The organism is Bradyrhizobium diazoefficiens (genome assembly GCF_016612535.1).
In the GTDB taxonomy this organism is placed as follows: Bacteria; Pseudomonadota; Alphaproteobacteria; order Rhizobiales; family Xanthobacteraceae; genus Bradyrhizobium; species Bradyrhizobium diazoefficiens_C.
In genome coordinates this window covers 390891-404324 of sequence record NZ_JAENXS010000001.1, presented here as the reverse complement: position 1 = coordinate 404324, position 13434 = coordinate 390891, and the positions used below count along the sequence as shown (strand labels likewise).

Below are 13434 nucleotides of genomic sequence, written 5' to 3'. Positions count from 1 at the left end.
CGATGTCTGTTATCTACGACTTCAAGGCCAATTCGCTTGCCGGCGACGAGGTCGCCCTGCGCCAGTTCGAGGGACAGGTGCTGCTGATCGTCAACACCGCGAGCAAATGCGGCTTCACGCCGCAATATCGCGGGCTGGAGGATCTGCATCGCGATCTCTCGCCGCGCGGCTTTTCGGTGCTCGGCTTTCCCTGCAACCAGTTCGGCGCGCAGGAGCCGGGGAAGGCAAGCGAAATCCAGGCGTTCTGCTCGACCAATTACGACGTCACCTTTCCCCTGTTCGAGAAGATCGACGTCAACGGCGCTCACGCGCATCCCTTGTATGAGTACCTGAAACGCCAGCAATCCGGGCTGCTGGGCGCCTCCATCAAATGGAATTTCACGAAATTCCTGGTGGACCGTGCCGGCCGGGTGATCGCGCGCTACGCCCCGACCGCGCGGCCCGAAGGATTGCGGCAGCAAATCGAGACCCTGTTATGAGCGAGACAATCATGAGCGACGAATTTCCGGACCGCCTGTCGGTCGATCCGAAGAGCCCCTATTACAACGCGGACATCCTGGCGCGCGACGTCGGCATCCGTTTCAAGGGCGTCGAGAAGACCAATGTCGAGGAATACTGCATCAGCGAGGGCTGGGTCCGCGTCTCCGCAGGCAATGCCAAGGACCGCTACGGCAACCCGCTGACCATCAAGGTGCATGGTCCGGTCGAGCCGTATTTCCGGGGTAAGAAATAGGTCATGTCCGTCCGCATCATCGACGTCCGCGAGATCACAAAACCGATCTCCTCCCCGATCCGCAACGCCTATATCGACTTCACCAAGATGACGACGAGCCTGGTTGCCGTCGTCACCGACGTCGTACGCGACGGCAAGCGCGTCGTCGGCTATGGCTTCAATTCCAACGGCCGCTACGGCCAGGGCGGCCTGATCCGCGAGCGCTTTGCCTCGCGCATCCTCGAGGCCGAACCGAAGTCGCTGTTGAATGCGGCCGGCGACAATCTCGACCCCGACAAGGTCTGGGGCGCGATGATGGCCAACGAGAAGCCGGGCGGCCATGGCGAGCGCTCGGTCGCGGTCGGCACCCTCGACATGGCGGTGTGGGACGCGGTGGCGAAGATCGCGGGCAAACCGTTGTTCCGTCTGCTGGCCGAGCGTCACGGCGTGAAAGCCAACCCGCGCGTCTTCGTCTACGCCGCCGGCGGCTATTACTATCCCGGCAAGGATCTCTCGATGCTGCGTGACGAAATGCGCGGCTATCTCGATCGCGGCTACAACGTCGTCAAGATGAAGATCGGCGGCGCTGATATCGACGAGGACCGCACGCGCATCGAGGCGGTGCTGAAGGAGATCGGCAAGGACGCGCAGCTCGCCGTCGATGCCAACGGCCGCTTCAACCTCGAGACCGGCATCGCCTACGCCAAGATGCTGCGCGATTATCCGCTGTTCTGGTACGAGGAGGTCGGCGATCCCCTCGATTATGCGCTGCAGGCCGCACTCGCCGAATTCTATCCCGGCCCGATGGCCACGGGCGAAAACCTGTTCAGCCACCAGGATGCGCGTAACCTCATCCGCTACGGCGGCATGCGCCCCGACCGCGACTGGCTGCAATTCGACTGCGCGCTGTCCTACGGCCTGTGCGAATACCAGCGCACGCTGGAGGTGTTGAAAACCTACGGCTGGTCGCCGAGCCGCTGCATCCCGCATGGCGGCCACCAGATGTCGCTCAACATCGCCGCCGGCCTCGGTTTGGGCGGCAACGAAAGCTACCCCGACCTGTTCCAGCCCTATGGCGGTTTCCCCGACGGCGTCCGCGTGGAGAACGGCCACATCACCATGCCTGATCTCCCGGGCATCGGCTTCGAAGGCAAGTCCGATCTCTACAAGGAGATGAAGGCGCTGGCGGAGTAGGTCACGCCGCTCGCGCCCGGCCCGTCGCCAGCATTGGCTGCCGCACGCCGTACATCAACGACCGCCATAGCCATTCGAGCGGGCCGTAGCGGTAGTGGCGCAGCCACCAGGCGCTGAACAGCACCTGTCCGACATAGACGGCGATGCCGACGGCGAGTGCCTCCGTGATACCAAGCCGGGCGAACAGGCCGAGCCCATAGCCGTAGAAGATCCAGCCGAAGATGATGGATTGCGCGACGTAGTTGGTGAAGGCCATCCGTCCCAGCGGCGCGGCCCAGCCGAGCAGCTGCTTGCCGCGCTCGAAGCTGGCGATGCCGAGGATGGCGGCACCGTACCCCAGCGCCAGCGCGATGGTGCCGAGCGGCTCGGTGACGCCAAAAAAGCCGGCGCCGAGAGAGATCGCGGCAAGCGCGATAGCGAACAGTCCACGGGTGTTTTGCACAATGCCGCTGCGCCAGGCGAGCGCACCGACAAGAAACAGCCCGATCGTGCGCAGGAAGACGAATGCGTGCAGGGGCGCGATGAGGGCGAGTTCGCGCAGGCGGAACGCCGCCACGTCGAGAAAGCCGCCGGTCGCATAGATGCGATTGGCGTCCATCACGTCGCGCCAGATCGCGGCTCTGCTGGGAAACAATCCCGCTGGCGGAAAGTCCTGCATCGCCAGATACAGCGCGAGAAACATCAGCGCGGCAAGAGTGAGCAGCCAGCGCGGACCAAACAGCAACGGCAGCACGATGAATCCGGCCAGCGCATATTCGGTGAGGATATCGCCGTTCCAGATCAAGCACAGATGAATGATTCCGAACACCAGCAGCACGGCGAGCCGGCGCACGAGCAGCACAGTGCGGCGTTCGCTGGTTGCGAGCCGGTCGAATTGAATGGCAAGGCCTGCGCCGAACAGCAGCGAAAACAGCGCGAACGCCTTGAGTTCGACGGCCTGGCTCAGGATTGCGTCGATGACGCGGTCGATCGGCGATGCGAACGTCTTCGGACCAAGAAACTGCTCGAAGATCGAGACGCGAAATTCCATGACGAGGTTGATCGCCATGACGCCGAACAGGGCGATGCCGCGCAACACGTCAATGGCGTCAATTCGATCCGATGGATTTGTCGGCCGGGAAGATGCGGCGCTATCGGAAGTCATTGCATGAATTCCAATTGCACTCTGGCCGCTTCGCGCCCGCCCTACGACAGCCGCATGTCCAGCAGCCGCCGTCCTTCGCCCTTCAACAGCTTCTTCACCGCGCTGGACGCCACGACCTCGCCGTCATTGGCGTAGGCTTCGTGGTTCTTCTCGATGTCGTCGAGGCGATAGAGGTAGTTGACCATCACGCCGGCCGATTCCCGCACGCCCTTCGGCGAGAGGTCGCCGAGCCAGTCGATGCGCTCGAGGCGGGCGCCGTTGCCGAGATGGAAGCGGGCGACGGAATCGATCAGCTTGCCCTTCGGCGTGCGCGCCTTCAGGAAATAATGCGCCGCGAGCGGCTCGATCACGCCCCGCAGCTGCGCGGTCGTCTCGGGATTCTCGAACCATTTGGGATCGTCGAGACGCTTCAGGATCTCGCGGTCCTCGTCCGACAGCGGCAAATCCTTGTCCTGCCTGATCCACGGCATGAAGCCCGGCACCGGCGACAGCGTCACGAAGGTGTCGAGCTTCGGCGTTTCGCGGCGCAGCTCCTCCACCACCTGCTTGATCAGGAAGCTGCCGAAGGAAATGCCGCCAAGGCCGCGCTGGGTGTTGGAGATCGAGTAGAACACGGCGGTGCGCGCCTTCTCGATCGGAAGGTACTGGCGATCGACGGTGAGCAGCGGCGCGATCGCACCCGGGATAGTCTCGGTCAACGCCACCTCGACGAAGATCAGGGGCTCGTCGACCATTGCCGGATGGAAGAAGGCGTAGCAGCGGCGGTCGACCGGGTCGATGCGGCGGCGCAAATCGTCCCAGTCGGAGATCTCATGCACGGCTTCGTAGCGAATGATCTTTTCGAGGATGTTGGCCGGGGTCGACCAGTCAATCCGGCGCAGCACGAGAAACCCCCTGTTGAACCACGACGAGAGAAGATGCGAGACGTCGCGATCGAGCGCGGCGAGATCGGTGTGTCCGTTCATCATGCCGAGCAGATCGGCACGCATGGCAACGAGATCGCCGGTGCCGCCCGGTGCGCGGTTGAGGCGACGGATCAGTTCCTGCCGCCGCGGCTCTGAGGCGAAGTGAAGGGCGCTGGCGTCCTCGTCGGCCGGCTTGGCGCGCCACTTTTCGATCGCCTTGGCCAAACGTTCCCGGTCCGGGCCGAAATCGCGCACCAGCCCCTCAAAGAAGGCGCGGCGTCCGGCCGCGTCCAACTCCCCGTAGATGTCGAGCACCTCGCGCGCCATGGCGGTGCCGGAGGCCTCGCCCCGGCCCGACAGCAGCGCACCGCAGAGCTCGATCAGCCCGTCGGCATCGTGTTTGGTATCCGAGGCGTCACCGCGGCGAAGCAGCGTGCGGCCGCGCTCGGAGATGGTGGCGAGCAGGTCGGAGAAGAAGGCGTTAGCCATCTGGGCCTTTCGAAACCGGTTTGTGCGGTGCGGGGAAGCTTACACGGGATTTAGGCGAAAGCCGATCACAATCAAGGAGGAGGATTTGGCATCTTTAGCTGGGCCATAGGGCGTCCAGAGGCCACGTCGGCAATTGACCCACTTGCTGGGCCGAGCAATCGTTTCGGTCAACGAAACCGGGTTCAAGACAGGAAATAGAGGCCAACGGCGATACCACGGAGTGCAATCAAATCGGTGTGGCCGAACGGACCATAAATCAAGAGCGGCGGCGGGCGTTGCTTGCCGCCACGTTAGCCGGCCTCGCGCGCGCATCGCAGCAACGATCGCTTGTCGTATACGATCGTCGTATATCGCGATTTGCGTGGCGATCGTCATAATCGCGACTACGCTGATGTCCGACTATAGCGACGGTCAACAATGCGTTTTCGCGACTTTGATCGCTCTGCGTCCGTCAAGAGACGCGTCCTCATAAGGGTCCTCAAACTGAAGTTCGGGTCTGCATTGGTTGGCCGCTCAAACAACTCGACCGATGCTTGATCCAGAACGTTTGACGGCAAGTAGCTGAGATCCGGAGAAATATCCCGATTTAACAATGACAGCAGGGAGGTCGGAAATGTCTCATTTCAATATCCCGATTGGGCGGCGTACGCTGATCAAGGCGGGGGTGGCGCTTGGCGCCAGCCAGGTCATTGGCGCGCCATTCATCGTCACCGCGCTTGGCGAAGAGCCGGTCAAGATTGGCATGGTCAATCCGTTGACCGGCGTGCTGTCGGCTCTCGCGCAAAGCGAGGTCGATGGCGCCAGATACGCCGAGGCGGAAATCAACAAGAACGGCGGAATTCTTGGTCGCCAGGTCCAGCTCCTGGTCGAGGACTCGGCCAACGATGTCGGCACCGGTGTGCAAAAGACGAGCAAGCTGATCGACCGTGACAAGGTCGCGGTGATCCTTGGCGACGTGAACTCCGGCATCGCTTATGCAATGTCGCAGGTGACCTCCGAGAAGAAGGTGTTCCATATCGTCCCCGGCGGCCATACCGATCCGATCACCGGCACCAATTGCAAATGGAATGTGTTCCGGGTCTGCAACACGACGACCATGGATGCGGCAGCGATCACGCCGGAGCTCGTCAAGCGGTTCGGCAAGAAATGGTTCTTCATCACACCGGACTATGCTTACGGCCATACGCTTGAGGATGCCTTCATCAAACAGCTGAAGAAGCTGGGGGGCACCTTCGAAGGCGACTACCTGCCGATCAACAACACCGATTTCTCGGCGACCCTGATCAAGGCCAAGGGTTACAAGCCAAATGTCCTGCTCAACAACATGGGCGGGCTGACGCAGATCAACTGCATGAAGCAATTCACCCAATTCGGCATGCAAAAGGAAATGGCGCTTGGCGGCGCGCTGTTCGAGTTGGAGACGGTCAAGGCGCTGCAACCGGATGCGCAGGCCGGCTGGTGGGACATGGAGTGGTGGTGGAACCAGCCCGATGTGCCCGAGGTCGTGAAGTTCGTGAAGGATTACCGCGCGGCCACCAAGAAGACGCCGTCGGCACGCGACTGGTTCGGTTATGTGTCGATGCACACGGTGCGGCTTGCGGCGGCAAAGGCAAATTCGCTGGATGGGCCGAAATTGGCGATGGCCGTCGAAGACCTCGAGCTGCCGCCGGAAGTTGCACTTCAGCCGGGCAAAGTGCGCTACCGCGCCGGCGATCACGAATTGATGCCCAATATCTTCATCGGCGAAGTGCACCCGCCAAAGAGCGGTCCGGACGACGTCTTCACGATCGCCGGGAGGGTACCCGGCGAGCAGGCTGCCGGTTCGGTGGCCGATACCGGATGCAAGATGGTTCATCCGGCCTGATCCGTTGCTGCCGGCGGCGAAATCCCAAGCGAGGAGCGGCGGATGAGGGACGTCATACTTTTCAACGTCACCAATGGACTGATCATCGGTGCATTTTACGTGCTGATGGCGCTCGGGCTTTCGCTGATCCTCAATCTCAGCAACGTCATCAACTTTGCGCACGGAAATTTCCTGGCGCTTGGCGGCTATCTGGCGTTCACCCTGTCACCGACGCTGGGCTACTGGGGCGCGCTTCTGGTATCGCCGCTGCTAACGGCGCTGATTGGCGTCGCCGTCGAGCGGCTCATGATGCGCCGGGTCTACAACCGGGACCCGGTCTACAGTTTGTTGCTCACCTTTGGTCTTGCGTTCGTGATGCAGGACATGGCCCGCTATATCTGGGGTCCGAATGGTCTGCCGATGGGATTGCCCGCCGCCTTGTCGCAGCCGATCAATGCCGACCTGTTCTTCGTGACGTGGTACCGTGTTTTCATGGTGGCGGTCGTCATTGTATCGGTGACCGGGCTGTTCGCCTTCCTGCGCTATACCCGCGTGGGACTGCGCATCCGCGCCGGGACGCTCGATCTGGAAACCGTGGCATCGCTCGGCATCAACGTCCACTTTCTGCGGACGTTCAATTTCGCGGTGGGTTGTCTGTTGGCAGGCCTGAGCGGCGTACTCGCCGCCGGACAGATCGGCCTCAATCCCAATATGGGCGATGACCTGCTGATGCCGAGCTTCATTGCAATCATCGTCGGCGGTGTGGGCAGCCTGATCGGAACCTTGTTCGGCGGACTGTTGATAGGCATGGCGTCGGCGCTCACCACGGTCGTTTACCCCTCCGCCAGCGAGGCGGTGATCTACGCGATATTGATGATCGTGCTTCTGGTCCGTCCGCGCGGCATCATGGGCGAGGAGGGAATGCTGTCATGACTGCGGCAATCGCGACCGTCGAAGCGCGGCGTCTCTCGCCGCGGCGCTGGCTGATGCTTGCCGCCATCTGGCTGACGCTGCTCACCGTGCCTCTCTGGCTGCCGCTGCTCGGCGGCTACACCGCGCTCGCCGCGCGCGTGCTGGTGTTCGGGCTGGCGGCCATGGGACTCAATCTGCTGCTGGGATTTACCGGCGTCCTGAGCTTCGGCCATGCGGCCTATTTCGGGCTGGGTGCGTATGGCGCCGGGCTCACGCTGCGATATCTCGTGCACAGCACGCCGCTTGCGATCCTGGCCGGTACATTGCTCGGTGGGCTGGCCGGAACGCTCTTTGGCATGCTGATCGTGCGCCGGCGCGGCGTCTATTTTGCAATGTGCACGATCGCTTTCGGGCAACTCTGGTATTACCTCGCTTATAGCTGGAACGACTTTACCGGTGGATTCGACGGGCTGCGCGATTTTCACCGCGAGCCGATCGGGCTCGGCCCGGTGACCATCGATATTACCGGCGGCGGACCGACGTTTTATTATTTCCTGCTGGGGATATTCGCCGTCGCGGTGACGTTGATGGGTATTCTCATCCGCTCTCCCTTCGGCCACAGCTTGCGTGCCATCCGCGAGAACGAGCGGCGCGCGCGCTTTCTGGGCATTCCGGTGGAGCGGCAAATCTGGCTGTCGTTCTCGATTTCCTGCTTCTTCACCGCCCTGGCAGGCAGCCTCTACGCACTGCTGAACAATTTTGCCGATCCTTTGTCTCTGCATTATTCGCTGTCGGGCTATTTCGTCGTCATGACGGTGATGGGCGGCATGGGCACCTTCTGGGGGCCGCTGGTGGGCGCCGCCCTGTTCGTTTCGTTGCAGGACTACATTTCTTCGATGACCGTGAACTGGATGTCATTCGTCGGAGTGATCTTCGTTCTGGTCGTACTGTTTTTCCCGCGCGGTCTGCTTGGCATGCGGCTACGAGGAGGGGCTGCATGACGATGCTCGAGGTTCGCGACATCTCCAAGAATTTCGGCAGCCTGGCCGCGGTACGAAACGTATCGATGTCGGTGCAGCCCGGCGAACTGCGGGCGATCATCGGCCCGAACGGAGCCGGCAAGACCACTTTCTTCAACTTGATCTGCGGTTCTTTTCCGCCCACCAGCGGCACCATTGTGTTCGACGGAACCGATGTGACGCAGCTTCCGGCCCACAATCGAATCGGGCTCGGCATGGCACGCACCTTCCAGATCACCGAAATATTTCCAGCGCTGACGGTGCACGAGAACGTGCTCAGTGCCGCAGAGGTGGCTGCGGGACAGACGCTCAAAATGTGGACCTCTCGCGCCGATGCGGAACGCACCGAAAAGGCAGTCGTCGAGATGCTGGAGCTCGTCGGACTTTCCGACAAGGCCGACCGGCTGGTCGGCGAGCTCGCGCATGGCGATCAGCGGGCGACGGAAATCGCGATGGCGCTGGCGCTGCGGCCGCGGCTTCTTCTGCTCGATGAGCCGACCGCCGGCATGGGAGATCAGGAGACCTATGAGATTGCGAAACTGATTCGGCGGCTGCACCGCGACAACAAGTTTACCGTCGTGCTGATCGAGCACGACATGCGCCTTGTTTTTCACCTCGCCGACCGCATCACCGTGCTCGATCAAGGCCGCCTTCTGGCGGAAGGAACGCCAAAGGAGATCGCCGCGTCGGAAGCGGTCCAGTCGGCCTATCTCGGGGAAGTCGCATGAAACCGTTGGAAGCGGCTGGCCTACAGACCTTCTACGGGAGAAGCCACATTCTGAATGGCGTGGGATTGGAGGTCAACGAGGGAGAGATCGTCGCTCTGCTCGGCCGCAACGGCGCGGGCAAGACGACGACGCTGCGCAGCATCATGGGCTTGACGCCGCCGCGCGAAGGCAGCGTCAAATTGTTCGGGCAGGAAGCGACCCGGATGCCAACCTACCAGATCGCAGCGCTTGGCGTCGGTTACGTCCCGGAAGGCCGGAAGATCTTCCCCAATCTTTCGGTGGAAGAGAATCTGAAAGTGCCGCTGGTCCGACCCGGTTCCTGGACCATCGAACGCGTCTTCAAGTATTTTCCAGCGCTCGCCGAACGGCGCCGCAACCTCGGTCGGCAGCTTTCGGGCGGCGAACAGGAGATGCTCTCGATCGGTCGCGCGCTGCTGCTCAATCCCAAGCTCCTGATCCTCGATGAACCGAGTCAGGGCCTGGCGCCGCTCATCGTCAAGGAGGTGTTCCGCATCATCGCGCTGATGCGGAACGAGGGCATCGCGGTTCTGTTGGTCGAGCAGAACGTGCGCGTCAGCCTGGCCATCGCAGACCGCGCCTATGTGCTGAATGACGGCGCGGTGATCTATAGCGGCAATGCTGCCGAGCTTGCCAAGGATGACGAACGCGTCCGCGCCATGGCCGGTGCCAGCGCCGAGGAATGGACGGTGGATGCCTAGCGCAACCCGAAAGACTTGATCAGCAGACGAAGATTGGCAGCCGCGAAGCGCACGAAGCTTCGCCGATAAAAGCTAAGGCACCAAGCCTTCCGATCTGCCGGTTGAGCAGCCGACCAAATTCGAACTGTGATCAACATGAAGACCGCCAAAGCGCTCAGCCTCACACCGTACGCCCCCGCAGACCTTTGAGAACCGCCGCCCAGCAGCAAAAGGGCCGTCGGGCGGACGTCTGCTTTTGGCCCATGGCTGACCTTTTTGCACTGCTCGTGCAACGTCGGCTTATGACCCCCTAGCGGACAATCCAGTCACCTGTGTTAAGGCCGTCGATACAGTCCTACGCCGATAGTGCCTTTGGTTTTCCTGCATGGGGTCCAGCGATGATCCGGTCTGTTGTGTTCGGCGCACTTGGGCCGATGGCGGGATACTTTATGTTCCTCGGTCTTGGGGGCGGCTTCAGAGGCTCCAGTTCTGCTGGGATCGCGTTCGCCATGTTGCTGCCGGTCGCCTGGGTTGCGGGCGTGGTGCCAGCCTTAGTGACGGCCACATTTGATCTGTTGTTCGAACGACTTGGAGCTAAGTCAGTCCAACGATACCTGTTAACAGCACTCGTCGGATACGCCTCCGCATACCTGTTGATGTTGGCAAATCTTGTCGAAGCAGAGCCTCTGTTTCGTTTCAATTTACGTGGGGCCTGATCGGAGCTGTCCCTGCTGTCCTTTGCTCGTTCGCAACTGAGAGGCTCGAATTGCCGGTTTGATCAGGACGTCACAATCTTGATCACTATGGGCATGTGCCTCGCGGATGCCACGTCGGCTTCTGGGCCCTTTGCCGAAGACCGCATGGCTCATCCGTAGGTCGGCTCACTGAGATTAACCGGACATGCTCGGTCTGAGCCGGATCGCCGCTTTTGATCCGAAGCGGTCTTCGAGCGAGGTGATCAGATTACTTGCCGGCTATTGAAATTATTTCGGCGATCGCCTCGTTGATCGGGTGCATGGAGGCCATTTCTGCTGCGATGTTTTGTGCGCCCGTGCGAATGGATTCAGTTGTAAGGACAGCACGGATCGCCCTCGCGATCTGTTCGGCATCATGCGTGAACACCGCCAACCCGGCTCCGGCGGCTTCCGCCGCACGTGCGTTGGCGGATTGGTCGGCAAAAAGCGGAATGACGACAAGCGGGCACCCTATGGCGAGTGTGCTCAACAAAGTCCCCGAACCGCCATGGCAGACGACGGCGCTGGTGTGCGGCATAATATCCACCTGAGGCACGAAATTCTCCACGCGAACGTTGTCGGGGATCGCTCCGAGTTCTTCGCGCGGCATGACGGGACCGGTGGTCAGCAGAGCCTTCACGGGCAGGGAGCCGACCGCTTCCAGGAGGACCCGATAAGCGTTTCTCACGCGCTCCGAACGGCCCGCGACCGTCCCGAAGGTCATAAACAGGAATGGCTTGTCTCCGGCAGGCATCCAATCGGCCTGCAACGCGCTGGCGACGTGCCGAAGCGGAATCTCCTGCGCGACCCGGAAAGCCGCGGGCCGGTCAGGTAATGGCGGACCGCGGTCGAATGACGGCGGAAAACACGTGAAGGTGCGCTGGCTTCGCTGGGCATACCCGTCGTCGGGCTTCAGGCCAACCAGAGTGCGGAGCTGGTCGACCGCTCCGGCGACCTGTGCTGCGATCCAGGACTCGTATTCGCTGCAATACACGGCGACACCGGCCTGCGGAACGCCCGCCGCCTCCGCGGCAACCAGCGAGGCAAACTCGGCAGATTCGCGGATGACGATATCCGGACGAAACTCCCGAATGGTCCGCTGAAGTTCGGCATTGCAGCACGCGCGGCGATGCCGGCAAAGCCTTCGCGGAAGGCAAAAGCGATCGCTTCTTCTCCCTTTAGTTCATCCACACGTTTCATTACCCCTTGCAGTTCGTCAGGTGTTGGACGATCAAATGGTTCGTGCGCCAATCCGGCTTTATTCAGCGCCGCCACAGCGCCTTCGTCCGTCGAGGTGGCGACCCGTACCTCGTGCCCAAGATCGCGCAAGCTTCGCGCATAGGGCACGAGGGGTGTCACGTGGCCAATGTCTTTGATGGTGGAAAACAGGATACGCATAGAATGATCCAAACGGTTAGCAGGAGCAATGGTGAGGGTGATGGCTTGTCTGCTCAAGCGCCCTAGGCCCGCCAAGGCAACTCATGGCCCGAACGCGGAGTAGGAATGCGGCCTTGGCGATTATCGCAGCAAGACTAACACAACTATTCTGCAGCGAAAATACTGGCGATCACTGCATACCCGATGCGACACCTGGCGGAAAAGCCCAGAAGCTCGCTCAAGCCGCCTGGGTTCAAGGACTCGATTTCAAATCATTTTCCGTGTGCCAAGCACCTCTGAACAAACCAGCTCCATCCTGGCCCAAGATGTCTCGGGACGTTTGGAAAAGTTTGCGCAGACCGTTGCGGCCGCCGTCCTTTCGGGCGGTCAGCGAACGAGGTGAGTTCTGCGACCCACTAACGCGCGATTTGCGATGGCAAGCCACTTCCGCTTCTGGCTGCTTCTGAGAAATTACCTGACGGGCCGCGAGATGGCCACTACTTCGCGTTTTGACCCAGAGCAGACTTTCGGTGTTTCAGAACGAACGCTACTCGATCACTCTGTCCGCCAGTAGGAGCACTTGCTCTTGAACAGCCAAGTGCAATGCTTTGGCCGTTTGAAGATTGATCACGAACTGGAATTTCGTCGGTTGCTCGACCGGCAAGTCCGCCGGATTCGCGCCTTTCAGGATCCGATCTGCGTAATCGGCCGCTAGCAAAAAAAGAGCCTTGATGTCTGGCCCATAAGCCATCAACCCGCCTAAGTCTGGGTAGTTGGTAACCTGATAAGCCGTCGGCAGCCGGTATTTGAGTGCGATTGATGGCAATGCTTGGCGCGGCGGGTCTGCGAGCACGTAAACAACCTCGCAACCCGCCGCTTGCATGTCGGCGAACGCTTTATCAAGGTCCTCGGGGTTGGGTGCAACGAATAGCTGGGCTGCAATGCCTATAGCGCCTGCTGTCGTGGCCGCTATTTCCGCCAGCGCCGGATGCGTCGGATTGTCTGAAGTGAGCACACCGATTTTCTGCACCTTGGGAAAAAGAAGGCGAACGATGTCGAGCGTCTTCGCTGTGAGATCACCGAACATGTTCGCGACGCCAGTGATATTCCCACCGGGCTTTGCAAAACTCTTGACGAAGCCAGAGCCGATGGGATCAGTCGATGGCGACATGATGATCGGAATCGTCGAGGTCGCTCGTTGTGTTGCTGCTATTGCGGGTGTCGCTTCAGCAATTATGACATCCGGCCTTAGCGCAACGAGTTCATCAACCAGATTCGGCAACAGGGCGTAGTGCCCCTTCGCTTCGCGTAGCTCGATTATGAGGTCCTTTCCCTCGTGATATCCCTTTGCTTTGAAAGCTTCCCTGAACCATCCGATGATTCGATCGCCTTGTCCGGAGGTAACCAGTCCAATGCGCCTTGGCTGGGATGGATCGGCGTTCGCCATGGCGGCAACGGCAACCGAACAGGCTGTCGTAAGCAAGATACGACGCGTCATTAAATGAGCCACGTGTCCCTCCTTCAGTCCGCACTGCGAGGTTAGCACAGGTGCTTTTTCAAAGAATATGGTCTCGCTTGCTGACACGACCAAGACCCACAGCAGTCATAACCTATGCCGACTTATTGCTACGCCGTAGGTTGATGCGCCGGTCGCCAGGAGCTGGTAGTCTCGGCATCAC

The 13434-nt window shown here is 60.9% G+C and carries 14 protein-coding genes; 9 read left to right on the top strand and 5 right to left on the bottom strand.

Features of this window, described 5'->3' with window-relative positions; translation table 11 throughout:
- The first annotated feature begins 2 nt into the window (after positions 1 to 2).
- Genes JJE66_RS01920 through tarD form a run of 3 tightly spaced genes read left to right on the top strand, consistent with a single transcriptional unit; the run spans position 3 to position 1906 of the window.
- The gene (locus JJE66_RS01920; protein WP_200512446.1) at positions 3 to 479 is read left to right on the top strand and encodes a glutathione peroxidase; all 477 of its coding nucleotides are present in this window, start codon (positions 3 to 5) and stop codon (positions 477 to 479) included.
- A complete protein-coding gene (locus tag JJE66_RS01915; RefSeq protein ID WP_200512445.1) occupies positions 476 to 733 on the top strand; it encodes a DUF3297 family protein in 258 nt (85 codons plus the stop codon). Before JJE66_RS01920 ends, JJE66_RS01915 begins: the two co-directional genes overlap by 4 nt.
- 3 nt (positions 734 to 736) lie before the next feature.
- Positions 737 to 1906, top strand: a complete 1170-nt coding sequence (gene tarD, locus JJE66_RS01910; RefSeq protein ID WP_200512444.1) for a D(-)-tartrate dehydratase — start codon at positions 737 to 739, stop codon at positions 1904 to 1906.
- Position 1907: 1 nt separating this feature from the next.
- On the opposite strand, the gene JJE66_RS01905 is transcribed toward tarD, so the two are convergent.
- Both JJE66_RS01905 and JJE66_RS01900 read right to left on the bottom strand, forming a co-directional pair.
- Positions 1908 to 3050 carry a DUF418 domain-containing protein gene (locus JJE66_RS01905; RefSeq protein ID WP_200512443.1) on the bottom strand — a complete coding sequence of 381 codons (1143 nt, stop codon included), beginning with the start codon at positions 3048 to 3050 and terminating at the stop codon, positions 1908 to 1910.
- A gap of 41 nt (positions 3051 to 3091) precedes the next feature.
- Positions 3092 to 4444, bottom strand: coding sequence for a malonyl-CoA decarboxylase (locus JJE66_RS01900; protein ID WP_200512442.1), 1353 nt, complete (start codon positions 4442 to 4444; stop codon positions 3092 to 3094).
- Between the two features lie 613 nt (positions 4445 to 5057).
- Here JJE66_RS01900 and JJE66_RS01895 point away from each other — a divergent pair.
- The 6 genes from JJE66_RS01895 to JJE66_RS01870 all read left to right on the top strand — a co-directional run bounded on the left by JJE66_RS01895 (position 5058) and on the right by JJE66_RS01870 (position 10360).
- A complete protein-coding gene (locus tag JJE66_RS01895; RefSeq protein ID WP_200512441.1) occupies positions 5058 to 6308 on the top strand; it encodes an ABC transporter substrate-binding protein in 1251 nt (416 codons plus the stop codon).
- Between the two features lie 42 nt (positions 6309 to 6350).
- Positions 6351 to 7220, top strand: a complete 870-nt coding sequence (locus tag JJE66_RS01890) for a branched-chain amino acid ABC transporter permease (RefSeq protein WP_200512440.1) — start codon at positions 6351 to 6353, stop codon at positions 7218 to 7220.
- A 53-nt stretch (positions 7221 to 7273) separates the two neighbouring features.
- Positions 7274 to 8200 (top strand): branched-chain amino acid ABC transporter permease, encoded by a 927-nt coding sequence (locus tag JJE66_RS01885; protein ID WP_200512439.1) that lies wholly within the window; start codon positions 7274 to 7276, stop codon positions 8198 to 8200.
- Complete coding sequence (locus JJE66_RS01880; RefSeq protein WP_200512438.1) at positions 8197 to 8946, top strand: ABC transporter ATP-binding protein; 750 nt, start codon at positions 8197 to 8199, stop codon at positions 8944 to 8946. Before JJE66_RS01885 ends, JJE66_RS01880 begins: the two co-directional genes overlap by 4 nt.
- Complete coding sequence (locus JJE66_RS01875) at positions 8943 to 9665, top strand: ABC transporter ATP-binding protein (RefSeq protein WP_200512437.1); 723 nt, start codon at positions 8943 to 8945, stop codon at positions 9663 to 9665. Before JJE66_RS01880 ends, JJE66_RS01875 begins: the two co-directional genes overlap by 4 nt.
- Positions 9666 to 10042: 377 nt before the next feature.
- Positions 10043 to 10360, top strand: a complete 318-nt coding sequence (locus JJE66_RS01870) for a hypothetical protein (RefSeq protein WP_200512436.1) — start codon at positions 10043 to 10045, stop codon at positions 10358 to 10360.
- 247 nt (positions 10361 to 10607) lie between these two features.
- Here the strand turns inward: JJE66_RS01870 and JJE66_RS37815 are convergent, their stop codons facing one another.
- From JJE66_RS37815 to JJE66_RS01855, 3 genes are all read right to left on the bottom strand, one after another.
- Positions 10608 to 11372 carry a nucleotide disphospho-sugar-binding domain-containing protein gene (locus JJE66_RS37815; protein WP_200512435.1) on the bottom strand — a complete coding sequence of 255 codons (765 nt, stop codon included), beginning with the start codon at positions 11370 to 11372 and terminating at the stop codon, positions 10608 to 10610.
- A complete protein-coding gene (locus JJE66_RS01860) occupies positions 11291 to 11776 on the bottom strand; it encodes a hypothetical protein (protein WP_200512434.1) in 486 nt (161 codons plus the stop codon). The genes JJE66_RS37815 and JJE66_RS01860 overlap by 82 nt, the downstream gene beginning before the upstream one ends.
- 526 nt (positions 11777 to 12302) lie before the next feature.
- Positions 12303 to 13265: an ABC transporter substrate-binding protein gene (locus JJE66_RS01855; protein ID WP_200512433.1), complete on the bottom strand. Its 963-nt coding sequence runs from the start codon at positions 13263 to 13265 to the stop codon at positions 12303 to 12305.
- Positions 13266 to 13434 lie beyond the last annotated feature (169 nt).

What these genes read in the sequence shown, in the direction of transcription:
- JJE66_RS01920 (WP_200512446.1), top strand. Translation starts at nt 3, where the DNA reads ATGTCTGTTATCTACGACTTCAAGGCCAATTCGCTTGCCGGCGACGAG.
- JJE66_RS01915 (WP_200512445.1), top strand. Translation starts at nt 476, where the DNA reads ATGAGCGAGACAATCATGAGCGACGAATTTCCGGACCGCCTGTCGGTC.
- tarD (WP_200512444.1), top strand. Translation starts at nt 737, where the DNA reads ATGTCCGTCCGCATCATCGACGTCCGCGAGATCACAAAACCGATCTCC.
- JJE66_RS01905 (WP_200512443.1), bottom strand. Translation starts at nt 3,050, where the DNA reads ATGACTTCCGATAGCGCCGCATCTTCCCGGCCGACAAATCCATCGGAT.
- JJE66_RS01900 (WP_200512442.1), bottom strand. Translation starts at nt 4,444, where the DNA reads ATGGCTAACGCCTTCTTCTCCGACCTGCTCGCCACCATCTCCGAGCGC.
- JJE66_RS01895 (WP_200512441.1), top strand. Translation starts at nt 5,058, where the DNA reads ATGTCTCATTTCAATATCCCGATTGGGCGGCGTACGCTGATCAAGGCG.
- JJE66_RS01890 (WP_200512440.1), top strand. Translation starts at nt 6,351, where the DNA reads ATGAGGGACGTCATACTTTTCAACGTCACCAATGGACTGATCATCGGT.
- JJE66_RS01885 (WP_200512439.1), top strand. Translation starts at nt 7,274, where the DNA reads ATGCTTGCCGCCATCTGGCTGACGCTGCTCACCGTGCCTCTCTGGCTG.
- JJE66_RS01880 (WP_200512438.1), top strand. Translation starts at nt 8,197, where the DNA reads ATGACGATGCTCGAGGTTCGCGACATCTCCAAGAATTTCGGCAGCCTG.
- JJE66_RS01875 (WP_200512437.1), top strand. Translation starts at nt 8,943, where the DNA reads ATGAAACCGTTGGAAGCGGCTGGCCTACAGACCTTCTACGGGAGAAGC.
- JJE66_RS01870 (WP_200512436.1), top strand. Translation starts at nt 10,043, where the DNA reads ATGATCCGGTCTGTTGTGTTCGGCGCACTTGGGCCGATGGCGGGATAC.
- JJE66_RS01860 (WP_200512434.1), bottom strand. Translation starts at nt 11,776, where the DNA reads ATGCGTATCCTGTTTTCCACCATCAAAGACATTGGCCACGTGACACCC.